General features: G+C 58.5%; 13 protein-coding genes. 12 read left to right on the top strand and 1 reads right to left on the bottom strand.

All coding sequences use genetic code 11. The annotated features are described in order from the left end of the window. Positions 1–188: 188 nt before the first annotated feature. From HMPREF2712_RS06470 to HMPREF2712_RS06515, 10 genes are all read left to right on the top strand, one after another. Positions 189–503 (top strand): hypothetical protein, encoded by a 315-nt coding sequence (locus tag HMPREF2712_RS06470; protein ID WP_005508144.1) that lies wholly within the window; start codon positions 189–191, stop codon positions 501–503. A gap of 135 nt (positions 504–638) precedes the next feature. Further along, complete coding sequence (locus HMPREF2712_RS06475; protein WP_070819546.1) at positions 639–1,439, top strand: SDR family oxidoreductase; 801 nt, start codon at positions 639–641, stop codon at positions 1,437–1,439. A gap of 536 nt (positions 1,440–1,975) precedes the next feature. Further along, positions 1,976–3,829 (top strand): LPXTG cell wall anchor domain-containing protein, encoded by a 1,854-nt coding sequence (locus HMPREF2712_RS06480; RefSeq protein ID WP_070819547.1) that lies wholly within the window; start codon positions 1,976–1,978, stop codon positions 3,827–3,829. A 241-nt stretch (positions 3,830–4,070) separates the two neighbouring features. Further along, positions 4,071–5,078 (top strand): NADP-dependent oxidoreductase, encoded by a 1,008-nt coding sequence (locus tag HMPREF2712_RS06485; protein ID WP_070629457.1) that lies wholly within the window; start codon positions 4,071–4,073, stop codon positions 5,076–5,078. Positions 5,079–5,632: 554 nt separating this feature from the next. Continuing rightward, entirely contained in the window at positions 5,633–7,648 is a 2,016-nt protein-coding gene (locus HMPREF2712_RS06490) for an adhesin (RefSeq protein WP_070819548.1), read from the top strand. Positions 7,649–7,945: 297 nt separating this feature from the next. Beyond that, positions 7,946–9,760, top strand: coding sequence for a propanediol dehydratase (locus HMPREF2712_RS06495; RefSeq protein WP_070819549.1), 1,815 nt, complete (start codon positions 7,946–7,948; stop codon positions 9,758–9,760). 521 nt (positions 9,761–10,281) lie between these two features. Then, the gene (locus HMPREF2712_RS06500; protein WP_246828686.1) at positions 10,282–12,039 is read left to right on the top strand and encodes a hypothetical protein; all 1,758 of its coding nucleotides are present in this window, start codon (positions 10,282–10,284) and stop codon (positions 12,037–12,039) included. A 457-nt stretch (positions 12,040–12,496) separates the two neighbouring features. Beyond that, a complete protein-coding gene (locus HMPREF2712_RS06505; protein WP_246828687.1) occupies positions 12,497–13,987 on the top strand; it encodes an enoyl-CoA hydratase in 1,491 nt (496 codons plus the stop codon). 178 nt (positions 13,988–14,165) lie between these two features. Beyond that, positions 14,166–16,970, top strand: a complete 2,805-nt coding sequence (locus tag HMPREF2712_RS06510; protein WP_070819552.1) for an HtaA domain-containing protein — start codon at positions 14,166–14,168, stop codon at positions 16,968–16,970. A gap of 83 nt (positions 16,971–17,053) precedes the next feature. Further along, the gene (locus tag HMPREF2712_RS06515) at positions 17,054–17,794 is read left to right on the top strand and encodes a sirohydrochlorin chelatase (RefSeq protein WP_246822811.1); all 741 of its coding nucleotides are present in this window, start codon (positions 17,054–17,056) and stop codon (positions 17,792–17,794) included. Positions 17,795–17,922: 128 nt separating this feature from the next. Here the strand turns inward: HMPREF2712_RS06515 and nirD are convergent, their stop codons facing one another. Next, positions 17,923–18,249: a nitrite reductase small subunit NirD gene (gene nirD, locus HMPREF2712_RS06520; RefSeq protein ID WP_005505749.1), complete on the bottom strand. Its 327-nt coding sequence runs from the start codon at positions 18,247–18,249 to the stop codon at positions 17,923–17,925. 545 nt (positions 18,250–18,794) lie between these two features. Between nirD and nirB the strand changes: the two genes are divergently transcribed. Continuing rightward, positions 18,795–21,464: a nitrite reductase large subunit NirB gene (gene nirB, locus HMPREF2712_RS06525; protein ID WP_070819553.1), complete on the top strand. Its 2,670-nt coding sequence runs from the start codon at positions 18,795–18,797 to the stop codon at positions 21,462–21,464. Position 21,465: 1 nt separating this feature from the next. Then, positions 21,466–22,377, top strand: coding sequence for a uroporphyrinogen-III C-methyltransferase (gene cobA, locus HMPREF2712_RS06530; protein ID WP_049354524.1), 912 nt, complete (start codon positions 21,466–21,468; stop codon positions 22,375–22,377). Positions 22,378–22,444: the final 67 nt, after the last annotated feature.

The raw sequence follows: 22,444 nt of genomic DNA on the forward strand, positions 1-22,444 counted from the left end.
GAGGAGTAATCGGTGATTCAGCGGTGAGCTCAGTGAAAAACGGAAATGGGGAGAGAGCCCCCTAATAAGCCGCTCTCGGTTACCTGCAGTGTAGGCGCGAAAATCCGCAGTATCAACAGTTGGCGAATCCTTCTCAGGGGCGCGGGCACGGCGTAGACTGAAAGTACACGACCTTTGAGGAGTTGCCAATGAGTTCTCTGAGTATTTTTGGTTTGGGCACGTCTGAAACTGTTCTGCTGATACTGCACCTGGTGCTGGTTGCGTTGTGCGTCTGGCATTTGACGGTGCGTAGCGGCTATGGTGAGGCGCGTATGCGTTTCGTGCTACCGCTGATTATGTTCATGCCCGGCGCTGCGGTTCTTTATCTGCTGTCTGCGCGTGAAGGTACGGTCCCTCCGGACACGATTAAGACCGGCAGTAGCTCGCCCGTGTACTTTGAGCATCGCCTCGGATTCCGTGACGGCGGCAGGAGCCGCTGGGGTCTGCCGCGCCGCCGCAAGTAGCACGGGTGATGGTGTCTGTATCGTTTGTTCTGAACGGCGGCGGATACCTATCTCACTATCGAAAATTTCAAAATATATGCCCGCGAGTCTGCTCGAACTGAGCACCCGCGGGCATCACTCTACTAGGATTAAAGTATGACTGAGAACACCCACATTCCTGCATCTCCTTTCCTGCCCCATACCGGTGACGGCAAAGTGGCCGTGGTGACCGGCGCATCCAGCGGTATTGGCCGAGCCACCGTACAGCAGCTAGTAGCAAGTGGCTGGACCGTCTACGCCCTGGCTCGTCGTACTGACCGTCTTTACACCCTTTATGCGGAGACCGGCGCTCATCCGGTGACCTGCGATGTGGCCGATGAGCAGTCCGTTCAGTTCGTAGCCGAGCAGATCCTGGAAGAGCAGGGCACCATTGATGCCCTGGTCAATATTGCTGGCGGTGCTATCGGTGTGGACAAGGTTGCAGAGGGTAAGCCTGATGACTATCTGAAGATGTATCAGATGAATGTGCTTGGCATTCTGCATATGGTGCGTGCCTTCGCAGAGGCGTTGCGCCAGAACGGTCACGGCACGATTCTGAACCTGACCTCCACCGCTGCCGAGCACGGCTATGAGGGAGGCGCCGGGTACAACGCGGCGAAGTTCGGCGCTCGCGGCCTGACCGAGGCGCTTCGCCTGGAGGAGGCGGAGAATAATATTCGCGTGATTGAGATTTGCCCGGGCATGGTGCACACCGAAGAGTTCTCTCTAAACCGCCTGGGGTCCAAGGAAGCAGCCGAGCGCGTCTACGCGGGCGTTGAGAAGCCCCTGACCGCAGAGGATGTGGCGCAGACCGTGACCTTTGCGTTGAACGTTCCGCACCATGTGAACCTTGACCGTATTACGATTCGCCCGGTGGCCCAGCCGAGTCAGTTCAAGGTGATTCGCAAGGAGGGCTAAGCTCGCGGCGCGCCGTGACGCTTGAGCCTCAGCGAGGCTTTGATAGCCCCGCCTGCATCCTCGTGTGTTGGATGTGGGCGGGGCTTTCTCTGTGTTCTCGGGGCCCTATATAGAAGGTATACAGGGGGTACCTAAGGGGTTCTGGAGGGCAGGGGAGAGGTATGAAGGAGAACTTGAGGGAACTATAAAGTGGTACGTGAGACTTTAAGGTTCACTTAGATGAAAATGGTGAGTCGAAATCACCTATGGAACACCCTATATTTTCTTCAAACGCAATCAAAAGATAGGGTTATATGCCCTCGTGTGTCACTAGATGGGCGCAAAATCCCTGAATTGGTCTGCATTAAACTTCAACTTAAGGGGTGGTTTTATAACGATTTCATTACAGTTGCGCAAAGGCGGTGGTAAGCGGGCTAAACCTCCAGGGGCAAATGCTAGCCTTTTAGCAGTCACACCCATGTATGGGCTTACTGCACCTTCAAAGACGGAGGCGTACTACGGTAGGCTCAACACCGATAATCAGAGATCGAGGAAAAATGTCGAAGACTACCCGTCGCGTTTACAAGATCGCAGCAGCGGCAGCCTTTACGGCTGGTTCCGTGGCAGCAATCCCGGCAACCTTCGCGGCAGAAGCACCCGCTGATCAGCAGCAGCAGGTTGTCAATCAGAAGGCAACTGCGCAGACTTCTTCCCTGCCTGGTGGCAATGCAGCCGAGGCCCCTAAGGCTGAGGCAACCCAGGCTCCTAAGGCTGAAGCTCCTAAGACCGAGGCCCCTAAGGCTGAGGCAACCCAGGCTCCTAAGGCTGAAGCTCCTAAGACCGAGGCCCCTAAGGCTGAGGCTACCGAGGCTCCTAAGGCTGAAACCCCCAAGGCTGAGGCTCCTAAGGCTGAAACCCCCAAGGCAGAGACTCCTGCCCCCACTGCTCCGGCTACCGAGGCACCTAAGGCAGAGACCCCCAAGGCAGAGACTCCTAAGGCTGAAGCAACCGAAGCTCCCAAGGCTGAAACCCCCAAGGCAGAGACTCCTAAGGCAGACGCATCCGAGGCTCCCAAGGCTGAGACTCCTGCCCCCACTGCTCCGGCAGCCCCCGAGCCCACCACCCCTGCAACCCCGGCCCCCGAGGCAAAGCAGGCTGACCCCTCCGTCGTTATTGAGAACGCTCACTTCCCCGGTGACGCACAGTTCAACACCGTGAGCGTTGTTGCAACCGGCTTCTACGGCGAGAAGGTTGGCCCCGGCGTTCAGGTCAGCATCTACGCACTGGATGCAAACAACCAGGTCACCGGCGATGCTATCGCAACCGTTTCCGTGTCTGCAGACCAGATTCAGGACGGCTCCTTCAAGACCGCCTTCACTGTTGAGGCAAGCAAACTGCCCGCCGGCGCATCCTACGCTCTGGTTGCTGTCAGCAACCCGCAGGGTCAGCCCGAGCAGAAGCTTGTGGCTCTCTCCTCCTTCAAGGTCACTGAGTCCACCTCTCCCAAGACTGAGACCCCCAAGGCTGACGAGACTCCCGCTCCCGTAACCCCGACGCCCGAGACCCCGAAGGCTGACGAGACCCCGGCACCCGAGGCTCCCAAGACCGAGGCCCCCAAGGAAGAAACTCCTGCTCCGGAGGCACCCAAGGCTGAGACCCCCAAGGCTGACGAGACCCCCGCTCCTGAGGCTCCCGCAGCACCCGAGAACGCAACCCTCACCACCGAGGATGCATCCCTGAATCCGAACGACCAGTACAACGTTCTGACTATCAATGGTTCCGGCTTCACCCACGAGTCTGTTGCTCAGGGCGTTCAGATTAACATCTACCGCCTGGATGCTGACGGCAACATCACCGGCGAGGCTCTGGCAACCTACGATGTGCCTGCTTCCGAAATCATGGAGGGTACCTTCCGTGCGAAGGTCAGCATCCTGTCCGAGCGCCTGCAGCCCGGTTACGCATACGCAATGGTGGCAACCAGCGACCCCAACGGTCTGGTACACCAGGTAGCAGTAACCACTGCTGTTGTGAGCGATGCAGACCACCCGGCGCCGACCCTGCCGGCAGCTACCGAGGGTGACAACACCACCGTTCGCGATAATGGCGACGGCACCACCAGTGTCTTCACCGCTGAGATGCGCGAAGATGGCTCTGTTGTGGTGAGCGAGACCCGCGTACCTTCTTCTCAGGCACCCAAGGCTAAGGTTGGCAACGCATCTGCTGCTACCTCGTCGAAGGGTCACGGCCTGAGCACCTCCGGTTACCAGGGTTCGTCTTCGACCTCTTCTTCCTCTTCGAAGCAGCAGCTGGCTCACACTGGTGCTGAGGGTGTTGCAGGTATCGCTGGCGTTGGTGCCGCAGCTCTGATTGCTGGTGCTGCACTGATGCTCCTGCGCCGCCGCAGCCTCTAAGGTTTATCCTTTCACATAGAGTCTTATGAAACGCCCTCGTGGTTTCCTTGGGATTAAAATATTCCTGGAGACCGCGGGGCGTTTCTGTGTGTTCAGACCAGTGGGAACAACGTGCAAAGCGGTATTTTGCGGAACGTAACAATCGCGATAGTTGGACAAGCCGGTGCAGATTTGTTTGTTGCAGGTTTCCTGAGCCTGTGAGTTTTGGAGTCCCGAATTGGGAAGAAAGGAACGAGAAACGATGAGCGTGCAGGCGGTGCAGTATGACTGCTTTGGGCCCGTGGAGAATCTGAAGCTCGCGAACGTACCGGGGGAGAACCCCGAAGAGGGGCAGGTAAAGATTGCGGTTCATGCGGTCGGCCTGAACCCTGTGGACTATAAAATCTTTGAGGGTTCTCCTCAGCTCAAGATGCTCTCGCGCGTCATGAAAATCAGGAACCCCCGCCGCTGGTTTGAATCGAAGAAAGCACAGTTTCCTCGCGGAGTGGGGCGCGATTTCTCCGGCACTGTGACTGAGGTGGGACCCGGTGTATCGGGTTATCTTGTGGGTGACGAGGTCTTCGGAACCATTGTTAGTGCCCCCGGTCTGGGTACCAAGAGGGGGTCTCTAGCTACGGAAATTTGCGTGAATACCGGTGATATTGCGCTTAAGCCCGCCTCCATCGATTTTGACCATGCCGCTGCAATGGGTGTCGCGGCCTTGACCGTGGGAGGCGCCTTCCGCCATATTGGCGTGGGTGCGGGCGATACTGTGGTCATTTCTGCAGCCTCGGGCGGAATTGGGTCCACCGCCGTGCAGTATGCGGTGGCTCGTGGCGCACGGGTCGTCGGAATCGCGGGGGCTGTGAATGCCGAATTTGTTAGGTCACTGGGTGCTGTTCCGGTTGCCTACGGTGAGGGCGTTAGGGAGCGTGTGCTCAAGGCTGCTGAGGGCCGCGTGACGAAGTTCCTGGACTGCTATGGTGGCGACTACGTCAGCTTGGCATTCTCGCTGGGTCTGAAGGGTAAAGACATTGGAACTCTCGTTCCCTCGCCCAAGGTCATGATCAGGGGAGCGCAGTTTACGGGCCCCCGCCACTCGGAACACGGGGATTTTGAAGCCCTAGCCGAGCTGGTTACCGAGGGAAAGGTGTCAATTCGGCTGGATCGCGTGTACGGGTTCACGATTGAGGGCGTCCGTGCAGCATACCGCGATTTGAAGGCTGGCCATACGCGTGGCAAGAGAGTCGTTCGTATTACCGATTCATAGGGAGTTTATTACTGAGGGTGCTGGGGTGGGGTGGTGTAGCGGAATGATTTTGTCGACTTATTTTGTGCGTGGTTATTGGTACGTACGCTTTTAATCAATGTGCGGGAAAAGGCGCTGTGACCTGCATTTTTTCACTTAAAAGAAATAAATTAAATGCATGAATGTGCAGAATATTTTTATCTCAAATCCATTAAAACTGCATATGCATGCAATAAAACCTTGAACCTCAAGGGAGAGTTGAAAAATTTCGCCTAGTCCATGCAATTTGAGTGCTCTTGATACTGTTCCGGAGAGTAAAAAATATTCCATGTGGGTTATTGCACAAGAAAATAGTCAGGACGTAAAGCGTATTTACAGCAATAACCTAAAAAGTATTGTTAGTGTGGAATTACCGATAAATAGAGCGATTCCCTTCGCGGCAACTTCCACCATTACATGAATGTTATGACTAGTCCGTGCGTTATAGCGTTCATTCCCGAAGAGGTACCCAACCATCTTCAATCCGTGGCACCCTCCGGAGGGTATCGTTCACACTCACAGAAAAGGTGTGTTCCATGCCCGAACCCGCTCACTCAAAAACCCGAGCAACAGCCGCTATTGCTGCATCCGTCCTGTCCGTTACCGGTGTTGGTACTGCGCACGCAGATGTGCAGGTGCAAAATACCGGCGGAATTGCTTCATCGACTGCGGTAGAACCCGACAATCCCCCCTCCGCAACAAACGCAACCCCCATCGAAAACGTTGCCACCCAAACCTCCCCGCAGGTGTACGTCGAGCAGGGCGTCGTCATTAACCCGGCACGTTCCCAGAGCATCACCGTCACCGGTGAAGGCTTTACCGGCGGTGCCGTTGAACGTTACGGTGTGGCAGTGTACGTGAGCGAATACCGCCAGTACCCCCTCTACGCACTGGGCCGCGGCTCTGCAGTGACGATGACCCTCGTGCCCGAACTCGATGTGGACGGTGGCCGTTTCAGCACCCAGTTGACCCTGCCTGCAGGTACCCTCGACCCCAACCAGCAGTACGTCGTCGCAACTGCCGTGGTTGACCCTGCCAAGGGCTACGCGACGGAGGATCCCTCCTACAACTCCTCTGCACCGCTGGAGCTGCTGCCCGCAAATACTCAGGATGAGCCGCTGAATGCTCAGATTCTCTCGGGCCAGATGGAAATTCCACAGGAGAAGAACCTGGTGGTTTACAAGGTCACCGGCCTGGGTGAAGCGCAGGCATTTGAAGTGATGACCTACGTCTACGCCTTGGATAGCCAGGGTAACCGCATGCTGCTGGCTGTTTCTCCCGCGCGCGCCGACGTTGTGAACGGTACCCTCCTGGATGGCATTGAGGTGCCCGGATCCATGCTGGAAGAAGTTCAGAACGTCCACGAGAATCTGCGTTACGTGCTGAGCGTTGAGGTGGCTCCCTCTGCAGCTAATGGTTACACCGCCCAGGAAGTTGAGGTTCCCTTCATGAATGGTTGGAATGTACAGAATGGCTCCGCTCCGGTTGCCACCGCTGAGCGTGCAATGGCGGAGCAGGCACAGTTCAAGAAGAAGCAGTCTGCAGAGGAAGCGCAGCCCGAGCAGGCTACCCAGCCGACTCAGGGTGTTCAGTCCGAGCAGGTGGCCTCCTCGAATACTGCCGAGCAGTTCGACCACGTGCTGCCCGAGGATGATCCGCGCCGCCACTACGACCTGCCGCGTAACACCCTCTTTGACCGCGTCCATGACACCACCAAAGAAGACACTACCGAAGAACAGACCAACGACACCGCTAGCCCCGTGATGACCGCCCGCCTGCACGTAGAAGAAACCGTAGTTCCCGAAAACGATTCCGCAAAGACCCTGACCCTGCGTGGAGAGGGCTTCACCGGCGTCAGCTCGGTGCACCTGATGGTTAGCGCTATCGATGAATACGGAGTGGCTACCGGCGGCGTGATTGCGTCGGCTGACGTCTCTGAGATTGACGACTCCGGTGCTTTCACCGCACAGGTGCAGATTCCCGGCTCGGAGCTCAAGTCCGGTGCCACCTATCGTGTGAGCGCTGTGGCTGAGGATGAGCAGGGCACCGTGCGTATGGTCAATGGCGGCTTTACCGTCGAGCGCGATAGCGTGGATAGCCTGCCCACTACCCCTGAGCAGGATACGCCCACTGTCGAGGCTCCCGTAGCCGACACTCCCGCTGTCGAGACTCCCACGGTCGATGCTTCGGTGCCTACTGAGCCTGCGGCTGATCAGGCTTCTGTTACCGAGCAGAAGGCGGGGGAGAGCGGTGCTGAGCAGAAGAAGGACGCTCCGGCTGGTGTTCAGGGTGCTCCCGCGCAGAATGTTTCTGCACAGAATACCTCTGTGCAGAAGACTGAAGCGCAGAAGGGCAACGCGCAGAAGGTCGAAGCACAGGCATCTGGCTCCCAGAAGGTTGCCTCCGGTGCCCAGCAGAAGCGTGAGCAGCTGGCGGCTACTGGCGCCTCCAATATGTTGGTCATTAGTGCCGCTGGATCGCTGTCACTGCTTGCCGGTATGCGTTTGAGCCGCCGTCGCCGTAGTGAGATGCAGCTCAGTTCTCGCCGCTAAAACGGGTCAATTATTGCCCCACTAGGCAAAATATGCATATAGATGTAGGGATGTCCGAAATGCAAGATTCGGGCGTCCCTACATCTTTAACTTTTTCTAAGGTTATACCTATAATTTAGAGTGCTGTCATAGACGGTACTATCACTCTTTACCACCTCGTTCACCCGAGGTGAGGAGTCGCTGTGAAGCGCCTCCGGTCACCGATATCAGAGAACCGTTATTCTGTGCCTACTTCCGACCTTTGGGCGCAGGAGTCACACGACGATTCATCACACTCACTCACGAAAATAGGTGACCATGTTTTCCACGCAGCGAACTGCTCGCGGCGCGGCGCTAGTAGCGTCTGCCGCCCTCGGTTTGGGTGGCTCCGTCGCGCCTGCAACTCTGGCCCCCGCCACCTTTGCCTCTGCCGCTCACGCGCAGACTCAGCAGACCCCGAAGCCTGAACTTCCCATCGCCGTTGCCGCCGATGTGGTTAGCCACGACATTACCTTGGACCTGGTTGCTCAGAGCAATGACTACACCCTGCTGTCGTTGACCGGTGTAACCTCTTTGGAGAATCTGAGGGTTCGCCTGTCCGCCATCTCCGTTGAAGATGGCGTTGTGGCGACCATGACCGTACCCGCAGCCCAGATGACTGCCTCAAAGAATGAAGAAGGCAATATTGAGCTGAGCATCCACCAGCGCCTCAACGTTGAGCAGCCGTACATGGTGGAAATTGAGAATCTGAGCAACGGCGAGACTGTCTCCGTTGAGTTTATGCCCGAGTACGGTGTAACAGTCGACGAGATTATGGCTAGCAGCCAGAACATTTTCTTCCCGGACACCCCCGGTGTTCCCCGTGCTAACCGCGTGGAGGCGAATCCCACCCCCGAGGTGTCCCTGAGCCCCAGCGCATCCCCGAGCGGCGCGAAGGATAGCCCGCGCCCGACGGTCGCCCCGGCACCTTCTGAAGCGCCGTCTGCATCGCAGAAAGTTTCGACTCGTCCTTCTGCGAGTGCATCTGCTAGCGCCTCGGTAAGTGCGTCCGCGAGTGAGTCTGCTTCGGCGAGTTCTTCTACCGATGATGCGGCGCCCGCTGAGGTGACCGAGGATCGTCTGCTGGTGCACTCCCGCTCCGATCGGGCTCCCGCGGAGACCCGTGAGGCGACCCTGGAAATTTCTACCGCAGAGCTGCGCGGATCGGATGAGCTGCAGCCGATTAGCGTGCGCGCTAGGAACGTTGCGGAGAGCGGCCTGGGCTATGACGTGATGGTCTTTGAAATGCCTGCTGACGGCGGTGCCGTGGGTTCACCGCTGGCGACCACGCATGTGAGCCCTCAGCAGGTGACTGATGCTTCTTTCTCTGCTGATTTGAAGGTTCCCGGTACCTCTTTGAATGCGGGTAAGCGCTACCGTGTGGTTGTGGTGGGTGGTAACTCCACTGAGGAGCTGCAGCTCATGGCGACCAGTGCTTTTGGTGTGAGTGTGATTCAGCGTGCGGTTCCTGTTGATCCGGCTCCGAAGCCTACGAATACTGTTGTTCACCCGCAGATTCCGATGATTTCTGATGCGAATCAGCGTGTGAGCCCATCGGCCCCTTCGGGTCGCGTGAGCACTGTGGATTCTTCAGATGCCTCTGCGGATGCTCAAGATTTGGTGACTGATTCTGTTGCTAAGATCCCGTCGGTGGATAGCGCTCTGGGCTATATTGTGCAGACGCAGCAGTCGGCGCGTGCGATTACCGCGCAGGCTCGTAGTTCTGTGGCTGAGACTGCGGTGGTTCCTTCGACGATGGTGATGTCTGGTTATGCGGTGATGTTGCCGGGGCGTACCGTGGTGAACCTGTTGGGTTACCAGTCTGCTGAGGGGGAGACGGTGACTGTTGCTTCGCCTCAGGAGAATGTGGGTGCTGCAGGTTCGGGTAGTTTCTATACGCGTAGCTCGAAGTCGCGCGGTGATTCTGCCGGTTCGAAGCTGGAGGCGAGCGCTCAGGATAATGGCCCGCTGCCGGAGGGTACCTTGCCGCTGAGTATTGCTCTGCTGGGTTCGGTTGCCTTTGTGGGTACTGCTGTTGCGGTTAATGTGTATCGTCGCCGCCTTGAGGGTGCTGAGGAGCTGGGTGCTGAGTAGGTCAGCTATTTGTTGCTTAGCGCTGTGAGGCGTGGCTCTCTGTAGGGGAGTTGTTGAGTGGGAGGCGCTCTGTCGGGTGCGTGCCGTATGGGTGCGTGTTCGGTGGGGCGCCTTCTGCGTGCCCGGATGTTTGACTCTATTGCGCGGTGGTCTGGTGCGCCTTGGGGCGGTGTAAAAATCTCTTTTTGGTGCACTTTAGAGAATATATTTTGACATTCGAATTTTGCGTTATTTATATCTCAGTAAAGTAATTAATTCCCTTTTATTTCGGTAATTATTGCGACATAAAGTTTTAGCACATGAATGCAATGCAACATTAAGTGCAATATCCGTGTTAGGCTAGGGTGTAACCGACGTACTGGTGCGCAAATACTTGGATAGAAACACCGGGCTTGTGGTGAGCCTTCCCTAGTCCAGGCTTTGCGCCTACATCGATCGAAATGGCGCACATGACTATCACTCGACTTCCGAAACGCATTCATGCTCTTTCGCTTGCAGCCGCTTTAGGTGCAAGCACTTTTATGCTTCCTGGCGCCTCCGCAGTAGAGGCTGAAGCAATTAACGTGAATGATTGCCTGGCGGCTCTGGTTAATAGCGAATTTGAATCGAGTTGCCCCTATGAAGACCTCGAAATTGAGGTCGACACTATTGAGATTCAGATTCAGTCCATCAAGGACGGTCAGGCAACCATTAAGCTCGCCCCCCTCTATGAGGGCGGCTACGTGGGCGATGCCTCTAGGGTGTACCTGGTAATGCAGTACTACGACGCCACTGGCACGTTGCTTGGGTCTGACACTTACGAGCCCTCCGCAATGCAGGTTGAGCGTGCGGACGACGGCTCGATGCTCGTCACCTTTGAGATGCCGCAGATGCCCCAGGAGGGCTACTACTCCATGAGCGTCATGGACCTGACGACCTCCGACGCGGGCTATGGCGAATTCATGATTTCTGAGGGTTCCCTCGTTCCGCACGCTATCCCGATTGAGGATGACTCTGACGAGGTGATGGTGGACAAGAAGGAAAACGCCCACCAGGTGCCGACCATTGACGAGCTAAAGACGATGGAAAAGCTTCGTGAAGAGGAGCAGAAGAACCAGCAGGCTGCAGATCAGAAGGGTAGCAAGGATAAGGTTAAGACTGAGGTGCCTTCCGAGTCTGCTGAAAACCTGAACCTCGAAACCCACACGCAGAAGCTGGAGCAGGTCCCCGGCGGATCGACCTCTTCTCGCGATACTCAGACCCTGAGTGTTGCGGAACTGAAGGTCGCCTATGCTGAGGTTCGCTCTGATAAGGAAACCAAGCCGGTGACTATCAGTGCAGCGCGTCTGCCCGCGAATGCGGCTGGCTACGACCTGATTGTGGTTGAAACCGATATGAGTGGCAACCATAAGGGTGATGCGCTGTCCATTACGCACATCAGCTCTGATCGCATTGTGAATGGCGCGTTCAAGGAAGAGGTCGGCATGCCCGGCTCTCTTCTGAAGACCGGCTCGGTGTACACCGCCTACCTGGTGCATGCGGACGATACTGAGTATGCGGAAGAAGTTGTCTCGGTGCGATTCAAGATCAGTGGCGAGGCGACCGGCAACTCAACCTCCTTGACGAAGGATGAGCTGTCCCGCCAGGATGCAAGCGCATCGCTCGCGCCCAGCGCCAATGCGGCCGAGGCGACCGGTAGCACTCAGGGTAGCCCCTCGGCTGCTACTAGCGCCGTCTCGACTCGTTCTGATGACACCCAGTCGGGCTCGGGTCAGTCTGCCGCGAGCGCACCCCGCTCCACTCTGGATGCGGTGAGCGCCATGTCCAAGGCAAAGGAAGCGAAGGCTGAGCGTCAGCGTCAGGCTCTGCAGGCTTTGGCTCAGGCACGTACGATGGCTCCGCGTTCGGCTTTTGAGCCGACTCGCACCAATCAGATTTCGGCGTACAGTTCGGGCTCTGATCCGGCATCTATCGCTGCTACCGCGAAGCTGGATGCTTTGACGGATGAAGAAAAGGCAGCATCGGCAGCTTCCGGTAACGGAAATAAGGGTTTCACCCCCGTGGTTCATTCGGAGCCTAATAATCGTTCAGCTACGGTGAACTCGAATACCACTCAGGTGCGCTCCACCGCGAATGCTGAGCGTCAGGATGGCGTGAAGGCTGCAGCTTCGGCGGAGTCTCCCGCTAGTGAAGAGGTTGCGCAGCACGGTGTAGCTTTCTGGGCTCTTGGAGGCACCGGTTTGGCGCTGGTGGTTGGTGCCGCGTGGCTGGCTCACCGCAGGGGAGTCCTCGGCGGCTAACGCCCCTAATCCGTGCTTTTTGACGGCATCGCATAGTATGTTCGTTGTTTCATGAGGAACACTCACCCCCGCTATCTGTTGGTGCAGATCCCAGGGGGCGAGTCGTGCGTTCAGGGTGTTCAAAAAAACTCTACCCTCGCGTGAGTGAACCTTAAGGTTCGTGATAGGGTTGAAATAACCGATAAATAGATGCGAGCTGTTGTCAGGTCTTCTTCACCTGAAATATGAAGCGGAGTGTGGTACGACGAATCCGGGTGCATGGCGCACTCGGGAGTCCGTGCGGCACATGAGGAACGGGCAGTAGCACGCACATTTCCACCATGAAAAGATGCATTGCATGAGTATTTATTCAGCGAAGCACCGTATTGTCACCGCAACCATTTTGGTTGCGGGGCTTCAGTGCGGGCTTGTTGTACCCTCTGTCGCAACGGAAGCGCCCGTCACGACGCACTCTGCCGTGCAAAAAACTACGACCCTGGACGCGACCCCGAATCAAACTGAACAGAACCCGGAGGTTCAGGGTGCCGCCTCCACAATCACCATGAAGGCGCAGCTCAAGGATGGTGGTTACCTGCTACGCTGGACAGGCTTCCCCGAAGATTTGGAGGCCTCCAGCGTTCTAGTTGACGTGAACTTCTACACCCCTTCCGGCGAGTACGGTGGCTCCATTCTGGAGAACCCGGCCCTCTCTGAAGGAACCAAGGAAGGGGAGCTGAACCTCCTGATGAGCCCGGCAACGGACTCGAACGTCATGTACGTGATCGTTCTGGAGGATACGGTCCACGGCGCCTCCTACGAATTTTTTGTGACCGAGCAGGGGAACCGCCTGGTCCAGGCTGCTGACCCGCGCAACGGTAAGGTAAAGCCCACCCAGCCGCCGGTCGACATTGAGCGTGAAGAGGGAGGAGCCCCCGAAGAGACTGCCACCCCCAGCCCCGGGGCAGTGAGCCTGCCTTCGCCTACCGCTACTGACACGGTCCGCCGTACCGTAGACAACCCGCAGAACAAGGATTCTGGCCAGTACGTTATCTCCGAAGACAATAGCGTGTATGACCCGACGAATCAGCGCAAGGGCAAGGCGTACCTGTCCATTCAGGATTCGCAGGGTGACTCTCGGGATGATACGAAGCCTGTTACGGTCCGTGCCACGAACTTCCCCCAGAATGACAAGGGTTACGACCTGATCGTCATGGAAATCGACTCCAACGGCAACACTGTGGGTGACGCGCTCGCCATTGTGCACGTTAGTCCGGAATCGATTTCTGCGGGCGCTTTCGAAGCGGTGATTGGTGTGCCCGGTGCGTCCCTACAGATTGGTAAGACGTACCTGGTGGCGGCTTTTGATGCTGCCGGTGACGGTAACCTTCAGCTCAATACGGTGCGTTTTACGGTGACTCAGGCATCCTCTGAGAATGGCGGGTCGTCGTCCGGTCCTTCGTCTAAGAGTGAGGGGAAGCCGGTTGCGGCTTCTTCCGCCTCTCCTTCGACTGCCTCTGAGACTGCGAACGCATCCGGCGCGAAGGCACCCGCTGCGGGTTCTAAGTCTAAGACCCGCGGTATTCAGGCTGATACCGCCATGGCTCCGGGTACTAATGACGCCACGATTTCTATTCCGCGCCCCTCGGGTGGTTCCGCTACCGAGTCTTCCTCGGCTCTGGGGTACCGCACTGAGGAGGCGCAGCCTGTTCGGGTTGCGACCCCCGATTCTAACCTACCTTCGGGTACTGATTCGGCGGCGCAGTCTCGCCGTGCCGCGATTCTGAATGGTTCTTCCTCTCAGGTTCGTACTGAGCCTGGATCGCCGAACGGTGTGAAGGCAACGGAGGCGCAGATTACCCGCAACATGGATAAGAGTTCGCCTCTTCTGCCGATTTTGGTGACCCTGGGCGGTGGCCTGATTCTTGGTGCTCTGGGCATGTCACGCATGCATACCTCGAAGAAGGATTAGTCGCGTAGGGGGTGGGGGAGTAGCGGCCCCTGTTGCCTGTTGAGGGGGTATTGCCCTGTCGGTGTGCTGTGGGGTGGTTTGTCACAAAACGGTTTCTTGGAACCTGATGTTGAGAAATACTCACGCTATCGATATAGTAAGCCTGTCCTAACAGTGTCGATAGTATGGATACACACCAATGAAGATTTTCACATCTGGCACCCGCCTCTCCAAGGGAGCCTGCGCCCTCGCTGTCGCTGGCGCTGTCGCCCTGCCCCTGGCACCCGTTCTCGCCGAGAACATTAATATCGCTGCCCAGAACGTTGCCGCACAGAACGTCGCTGCAGGCGACCAGGCAACTGCAGGCGCGTCCTTCGGCTGGGGCGTGCGCGCCTCCTTCCTGTCCTACAACGGTATGCCCCGCGAAATGACCGACGGCGCAGCCTGGGACGCAACTGCAAAGCAGTTCACCTTCACCCCGACCTCCACCACCGTCTCTGAAGACGGCAAGCAGGTCACCCTGCAGGCTGCCGGCCGCCTCTGGTTCACCGGCCACTGCGCCGAAGGTCAAGACCCCGAAACTGGTTGCGCCCTGAACCTCACCTTCTCCAACCCCCGCGTGGAACTGAACCTTGCTGACGGCACCGGCTCCCTCTACATGACCGTGCGCACCAAAAACTACGCCTCCGGCAAGTTCGAGGGCCCCATGGAAGTCAAGATGGCGACCCTGAGCACCGGCACCGCCAAGCAGAGCGAGAAGGACGGTGTGGTCAGCATCAGCGGCATCTCCGCGAACCTGACCGCCGACGGTAACCACGCCTTCTCCGACTTCTACAACGAAGGCGCCAGCCTCGACCCGCTGAGCATCTCCTACAACGGTAGCGCAGCTAACACCCCCAAGAGCGCCTACAGCGTCGCTGAGTCCTACAACACCGGCGCGGGCGTGAACCAGCCCCAGAACACCGCACGTCTGGGCCAGAACCACATCGTGCACGTGGCACCCCCGAGCTTCGGCGGCGACACCACCTACACCGTGCTGACCAGCTCCAACCTGAAGATGACCGACACCGGCGTACTGAAGGCCAACAAGGGCGTTTTCGCCGTGGATGCTGACGGCAACCGCATGCTCGTCATCAACAGCGAGACCAACAAGCCCGAGCTGTACACCGTAACCGCTGAAGGTAAGCTCGTCTCCTCCGGCACCTACTCCAACGCAGACCTCGGCACCACCACCGTCAAGGCAATCGGCTACAACCCCGCCAACAACACCTGGGGTATCGTCAGCATTGACGGCCAGGGCGGCGGCAAGCTCACCATCATTGACGCATCCGGCAAGGCAACCTCGCAGGCTCTGCCGAAGCCCGACTCGATCGACCCGCAGGTTGTGAACGCCTACTCGCTCGACGAGTACTACGGTGATTCGTTCTCCAACAACACCGTGACCCTCGCACCGCTGCCCGACGGCAGCTTCGTGTACGCGCCGTCGACTTCCATCTACGATGCGGCCGGCGAAAAGGTGGTTCAGAAGGGTCACCTGCTGCACATGAGCAGCAACGGCGTGTCCCTGGTGCCGAACTCCTCGCCCGAGGGGTACACCACCGCCCTGCCCTCGACCCTGGTCAGCCCCAAGGGCTACATTTACCGTTGGAACAACTGGTACGGCGGTAAGGTGCAGATCCTCAAGTACGAGAACGGCACTTTCAGCGTGGTCCGTGAGTCCGCAACCCTTGAGGGCTTCGAGAAGACCGAGGTTGCCACCATGTTCCTGACCCGCGCGGGTAACGTGGTTGTGGTGGACGCATCCGGCTCCCGCCTGGTGTTCATGGATGAGACCCTGAACAAGGTGAACGAGGTGGTGCTCTCCTCGATGCGCAAGACCGACAAGAGCGGCGGCTACAACGCTCTCGAACTGCCCAACGGCGATATTATCTACCCGACCAGCTTCGAGAACCCGAACACCTACGAGGATCAGCTGTGGCTGAACCGCCTGGCAGCGAACTCGGCACCGACCCCGGCACCCGAGCCCACCAAGTCTGCTGAGCCTACCGTTGCTCCCACCGTAGCTCCGACCGTGGCACCGACTGCTGAGCCGACTAAGGCACCCGAGCCGACCGTTGCTCCTACCGCAGAGCCCACCGCTGAGCCGACTAAGCCTGCTGAGCCGACTGTCGCACCCACCGTGGCACCGACCGCAGAGCCCACTAAGTCTGCTGAGCCGACCGTCGCGCCCACCGTGGCACCGACCGAAGCCCCGTCTGCTGAGCCGACCGTCGCTCCGACCGTCGTGCCTTCTGCTGAGCCCTCGGCAACTGCAGAACCCACCGCGGAGCCTTCGGCAACGGCTGAGCCCACTGCAACCGCAGAACCGACTGCTGAGCCCACCAAGACTGCAGAACCCACCGTAGTGCCTTCGGAGGAGCCCACCTCGCCGTCTCTGCCGACCGCATCCGTGGCACCTTCTGTAGCCCCGAGTGCTTCTGCAACCCCGAGCGCATCGGTGAGCGCATCCCCGACCGCGGTTCCGAGCGTTCCCGCAGCGCCTCCCTCGGTGAGCGCGTCTGCATCGGCGTCCGCTAGTGCGTCTGCTTCTTCGAGCGCGTCTGTGAGCGCGTCGAGCTCCGCAAGCAGCTCCAGCAGCGCATCGGTGACCGCATCGGCTAGTGCGTCTGCTTCTTCGAGTGCGTCCGCAAGCGAGTCTGCATCCGCGAGCGCTTCTGCTTCTGAGAGCAGCACCGCTGACCAGAACGCAGCCGGCCACAAGGGTGGCTCCAACGGCGGTTCTGACGCAGGTTCCGGCGCCTCCGACAACTTGGGTGTGAGCAGCTCCTCCAACGGCGGTTCCTCTAACGGTGGTTCTTCCGCAGGTGGTTCCTCGACCTCCGGTAGCTCCTCCTCCAAGCTGGCACAGACCGGCGCATCCGGCGCTATGTTCGCCGCAGCAGCTGGTGCTATCACCCTGGCTGCGGGTACCGCACTGGTCGTGGCTCGCCGCCGCAAGAGCTAAAATTTAGCCTTCGTGCAACACCCCGCTTCGCCACTCGTGTTCATGAGTGGGGGAGCGGGGTGTTCCTTTCATACAATGGAAATATGACTATTCTGAATGTAATCGCAACTTCGCACGGCACTGACTCGGTCGCCGGTCGTGAAGCTATCACGCTGATTCGTGAGCAGATCAAGTTCCTGCTTGCCCAGCGTAATGACGGTGTGGAGTACCGTGTCCACGCCGCATATGTGGATGTGGAATCTCCCAGCGTTGATGATGCCGCAGCCTCTCTGCCCAATGATGAGCCCTGCGTGATCGTGCCGATTCTGCTGTCGACCGGCTTCCACACTCAGGTGGATTTGCGTCGTGCCGCACGCAATAGCGGTATTGAGCGTATTAGTATTGGCGAGTCTCTGGGACCGGATGCACGTCTTGCCGCTCTGACCCGCGCCCGCCTGGAAGAGGCTGGTTGGACTCCCGGCGACGGCCCTGTGGTGCAGGGTGCCGCTGGTTCTTCCCGCGCCGATGGTCGTGCCGATATGGAGCGTGCCGCTGAGCTGCTGGCTGACGAGCTGAACGCTCCGGTACATCACGGCTTTATTGCCGCTATCGATCCAAAGTTCCACGAGGTCGTTGCCGAACATCAGCCTAAGTTTGCCGCGACTTACCTGCTGGCGGATGGTTTCTTCTCCGGTAAGATGCGCCGTGATGCTGAGTCGACCGGTGTGCCGGTGAAGGTTGCCGCGCCGCTGGTGAACGCGCAGGGTGGTGCTTCTGCTGCCGTGGTGGCGGAGTGCTTTATTGACCGCATGGATGCCGCTATTGCCCAGCTGGATGCCGCCTAGATGACTTAAAATCAGGCTAGTGCGCTCGCTGTTCACTCACCTGATGAGGGGCTTCTGAAAATCCATACAAAAACCTCGGGAGGTGATTCTCCCGAGGTTTTTTGTATGTAGCTGAAGTAGCTGAGTGCTTAGGCAGTCTTGAGGTAGACGTCGCCGTCGCGGACCTCTACGGGGTAGACCTTGATGGAGTAGGAGGGGTCAGAGACGCACTCGCCGGTGGTCAGGTCGTAGACCTCCTTGTAGAGGGGGGAGGTGATGGTGGGGTTGCCGTTCTTCTCGCCGACGATACCGCGTGCGAGGACCAGTGCCTGGCTGTGCGGGTCGAGGTGGTCGCCGGCGAAGATGCCGTGCTTGGTCTTGTAGATGGCGTACTGGTAGCCGTCGACCAGGGCGACTTCACCCCAGTTTTCTTCGAGGTCAGATTCGGCGCAGATGCGTACCCAGTTCTCAGCCATGGGGGTTTCCTTTCGAAGTGGTGGTCTGCGCCGCGCGGGGTGCAGGACACAATAGCGGTTCGTGTGTTCTTTGTTTGGAGTTTACCTTATGAAACCCACATTTGGAAATGGGGCACGCGGAGGGTGCTAAAGGTTATTTTTACCCTAAAAGATGATCTCAAATTTCATAGATTAGCCTTACCTAATTTAATTTCAGGTAAGGTGAGAATACCCTATTCCAGCCCGGTATTCCGCGGATTTTTTGGAAAATTTTCCCAAAAAATACGGATTTTCGATGCTTCGACCCCGCGCTAGAGTGTACGATAAAAGTCGTAGTTTAAAACGCCTTTTGACTGCCTGAAGAAAACAACATAATCCCACACAAAAATGTTTCGTAATTTTCAGATGCATTCTAAAGAAGCGGGCGCTCCAACTACTCGGTACGCATCAGGTACGAGCCCAACGGTACGGAAACTAGGAGTTCCAATACCGGGCACGATCCAGCCGCACACTGAGGGTAGATAAGTGCCATGAACTACCTGCATTACAACTAGGAAGGAAAATCCATGTCGCACACCCCCCGCAACATTCTCGTTGTCGGCGCAGGCCCCGCTGCGTGGCGTTTTGTACGCGCGTACCACGAAGGCGCTGAAGCTGCCGGTCGCGCAGCGGACACCATCACCGTCCTCAACGATGAGCCCTACATCCCCTACGACCGCGTTGCTATCGAGAAGATTTTCAAGGACACCGAGAAGGACCTGACCCTCGGTGACCCCGAACTGTGGAATGCAGAGAACATCAACCTGGTCAACAACTGCCACGCAGAGAAGCTTGACCGCACCCGCCGCGTCGTCACCGACACCGAGGGCAACGAGTACCCCTACGACGTACTGGTCTTCGCGACCGGTTCCCGCGCGGTTCGTATCCCCATTCTTAACTCGGACGCCGCACACGTCTTCCGCACCATTGACGACGTGAAGAACATGGTCTCCGAGGTTAACCGCCTGCAGGACACCCTCGGCCGCGCACCCCGCGGTATTGTCGTCGGTGGCGGTCTGCTCGGCCTCGAAGCAGCTGAGGGTCTGAAGGACCTGGGCGCAGAGCCCACCATTCTGGATGTGGCTCCCTGGTTGCTCTCCGTTGAGGTTGACCAGGGCGGCGGTTACGCCGTGAATGCCCAGATTAAGGCAACCGGCATTGAGATTGAGACCGGCGTGTACATCTCCGGCATCAACAAGGATGCTGACGGCAACGTCGTCTCCGTCTCCATCGCAGATTCTCCCTCTGAGGATGCAGAAATCCGCACCCTGCCCGCCGACATGGTGGTCTTCGGTGCCGGTATTCGCCCCAACGACGAGCTGGCACGCGACGCCGACCTGGCACTGGGCGAGCGCGGCGGTATTCTCGTCAACGACGCATGCCACTCCTCCGACGAGCACATTTGGGCTATCGGTGAGGTCGCCTGCGTACTGGGCCGCACCTGGGGTCTGGTCGCACCGGCTAACGCTATGGCTGACGCTGTGGCAGCTAACCTGCTCAACGACAATGAAGAAGCTCAGGTTGAAGAGTTCGACATCGCAACCAAGCTGAAGTTCTCCGGCGTTCAGGTCGCTGGCTTCGGTGACCGCCGCGGCACCACCGAGGGTTGCCTCGAGGTTCTGTTCGCAGACCCCGCACGCGGCATGTACCAGAAGATCGTGACTAGCGGCGACGCAAAGACCCTGCTCGGTGGCGTGTTCGTCGGTGACACCGCTCCCTTCGACTCCCTTAAGCCCCTGCTCGGCCGCGAACTGCCCGCTGAACCGAACGTTTACCTGACCGCAGCTGGCGGCGGCGACGGCATCCCCGACACCGAACTGCCCGACGACGCAATCCTGTGTTCCTGCAACAACATCAGCTTCGGTGCTGTCCGCGAGGCTATCGTTGACGGCAACCACGATGTTGCATCCCTGAAGTCCTGCACCACCGCGGGTACCCAGTGTGGTTCCTGTGTTCCGATGCTGCAGAAGACTCTGGAACAGCAGATGAAGAAGATGGGTCTGACCGTCTCCAAGGCACTGTGTGAGCACTTCGACTTCTCCCGTGCGGAGCTGGCTGAGGCTGTGCGCCTGACCAACCTGGACGACTTTGACTCCGTTCTGGCACGCTTCGGCCGCGGTGGCGACGGCTGTGCAATCTGTAAGCCGACCGTTGCGTCGATTCTCTCCTCCTTCCGCAACTCCTACGTCCTGGACGCAGGCCGCGGTGGTATTCAGGAGACCAACGACCGCGCACTGGCGAACATGCAGAAGAACGGTACCTACTCCGTCGTTCCGCGTATTCCTGCAGGTGAGATTCCCGCTAAGAAGCTGGGCGTCATCGCAGAGGTCGCTGAAGAGTTCGGTCTGTATGTGAAGATTACCGGTGCGCAGCGTATCGGTATGTTCGGTGCTCGCCTGGAGCAGCTGCCCTACATTTGGGAGCGCCTGGTGGATGCCGGCTTCGAATCCGGTCAGGCATACGGTAAGTCCCTGCGTAACGTGAAGTCCTGCATGGGTTCGACCTGGTGCCGCTTCGGTGTTCAGGACTCTACCGGCATGGCAATCCAGCTGGAGAACCGTTACCGCGGTCTGCGTTCCCCGCACAAGTTCAAGTTCGGCGTTTCCGGTTGTAACCGTGAATGTGCTGAGGCACAGGGCAAGGACGTTGGTCTGATTGCAACCACCAACGGCTGGAACCTGTACCTGGGCGGTAACGGTGGTGCAAACCCCGCTCACGGTCGCCTCTTCGTCAAGGACGCCTCCAGCGAGGACATCATCCGCTACATTGACCGCTACCTGATGTACTACATCCGTACCGCAGACAAGCTGCAGCGTACCGCTCGCTGGCTCGAGGATCTGGATGAGGAGCACGGCGACGGTCTGGCACACCTGCAGTCCGTCCTCATTGAGGACTCCCTGGGCGTGTGCGAGGACCTGGAGCGCGACATGCAGCGTCACGTTGACTCCTACGAGGACGAGTGGGCAGCAACCCTGCGCGACGAGCGCCGTCTGCGCCGCTTCCGCGCCTTCATCAACGAGCCCAACGGCAGCGACGAGGGTTCGCACCTGTATGTGCTGGAGCGCGAGCAGATTCGCCCCGCAACCCCCGAGGAAATTGCGGTGGCAGAAGCTGGCGAGTCCAACACCGTCCTGCTGACCGGTGCCAAGATTCCCGTGGGCAAGCCCAGTGACCTCAACCCGGTCCCGGCAGCGTAGTATGTGCCCGAAGATTCCTCCGTTCCCGCCCCGCGAGTTCGCCACTATTGACGAAATCCTCGCGGGCGGGGCGCCCGGGCACACCCTGGACGATAGCGTGACGGAACGCGGCATTCTTCTGCCCGGCGAGCCTGCTGAGAACCCCGGCAAGGTCTACATTGTGGGTGGCGGCCCCGGTGCCGCTGACCTGCTGACCCTGCGTGCGGCACGTGCCCTGAGTGAGGCGGACGTGGTCCTTCTGGATCACCTCGCCCCGCAGGAGTATGGTGAGTACGCGCCGAACGCCCTCATTGTTGATGTGGGCAAGGTTCCCGGCAAGCACGCTGTTCCGCAGTCCCGCATTCAGCAGCTCATGATTGATTACGCGCTTTCGGGTAAGACCGTGGTGCGTTTGAAGGGTGGCGACCCGTACGTGTACGGTCGCGGCGCTGAAGAGCTGGATGCGTGCATCGCCGCAGGCCTGGAGGCTGAGGTTATCCCCGGCATTACCAGCGCCATTGCGGTTCCTGCGCGTGCGGCGATTCCGGTGACCCTGCGTAAGGTGTCCTCGATTTTCACCGTCATTTCTGGTCACTCCGGCCTGTCGGAGACCGAAGTGTCGGCGGTTGAGGCGACCCTGCGTGCCCAGGGCACCGTGGTGCTGCTGATGGGCGTTCGTACCCTGCCCGATACGGTGGCGTCTCTGCTCTCTCGTGGGATTGAGGCTGACACGCCGCTGGCAACCATTGAGAACGGTTTCTCTGAGAAGGAGCGCGTGACTGTCACGACCCTTGAGAACGCTCAGGCAGATTGCGCATCGGTTAGGGCGCCGGCTATTACCGTCATAGGTGAGGTCGTGCATTATGCTCGCGATAATCAGAACCGCTTTGTGAGCGAGGTTCACGAGCGTCTGCGTGAACGTTCCACCTCCTAGAGGCGGTGCGCTAGATAGTATTGCGCAGCCCCGCATCCTTGGTTTTCCTAGTTGCCAAGGAGCGGGG

Source organism: Rothia sp. HMSC064F07 (genome assembly GCF_001837265.1).
Classification (GTDB): domain Bacteria; phylum Actinomycetota; class Actinomycetes; order Actinomycetales; family Micrococcaceae; genus Rothia; species Rothia mucilaginosa.

Coding starts and splice junctions, on each gene's coding strand:
- nirB (WP_070819553.1), top strand. CDS start 18,795: ATGTCGCACACCCCCCGCAACATTCTCGTTGTCGGCGCAGGCCCCGCT.
- HMPREF2712_RS06470 (WP_005508144.1), top strand. CDS start 189: ATGAGTTCTCTGAGTATTTTTGGTTTGGGCACGTCTGAAACTGTTCTG.
- HMPREF2712_RS06495 (WP_070819549.1), top strand. CDS start 7,946: ATGTTTTCCACGCAGCGAACTGCTCGCGGCGCGGCGCTAGTAGCGTCT.
- HMPREF2712_RS06500 (WP_246828686.1), top strand. CDS start 10,282: ATGCTTCCTGGCGCCTCCGCAGTAGAGGCTGAAGCAATTAACGTGAAT.
- HMPREF2712_RS06475 (WP_070819546.1), top strand. CDS start 639: ATGACTGAGAACACCCACATTCCTGCATCTCCTTTCCTGCCCCATACC.
- nirD (WP_005505749.1), bottom strand. CDS start 18,249: ATGGCTGAGAACTGGGTACGCATCTGCGCCGAATCTGACCTCGAAGAA.
- HMPREF2712_RS06515 (WP_246822811.1), top strand. CDS start 17,054: ATGACTATTCTGAATGTAATCGCAACTTCGCACGGCACTGACTCGGTC.
- cobA (WP_049354524.1), top strand. CDS start 21,466: ATGTGCCCGAAGATTCCTCCGTTCCCGCCCCGCGAGTTCGCCACTATT.
- HMPREF2712_RS06510 (WP_070819552.1), top strand. CDS start 14,166: ATGAAGATTTTCACATCTGGCACCCGCCTCTCCAAGGGAGCCTGCGCC.
- HMPREF2712_RS06490 (WP_070819548.1), top strand. CDS start 5,633: ATGCCCGAACCCGCTCACTCAAAAACCCGAGCAACAGCCGCTATTGCT.
- HMPREF2712_RS06480 (WP_070819547.1), top strand. CDS start 1,976: ATGTCGAAGACTACCCGTCGCGTTTACAAGATCGCAGCAGCGGCAGCC.
- HMPREF2712_RS06485 (WP_070629457.1), top strand. CDS start 4,071: ATGAGCGTGCAGGCGGTGCAGTATGACTGCTTTGGGCCCGTGGAGAAT.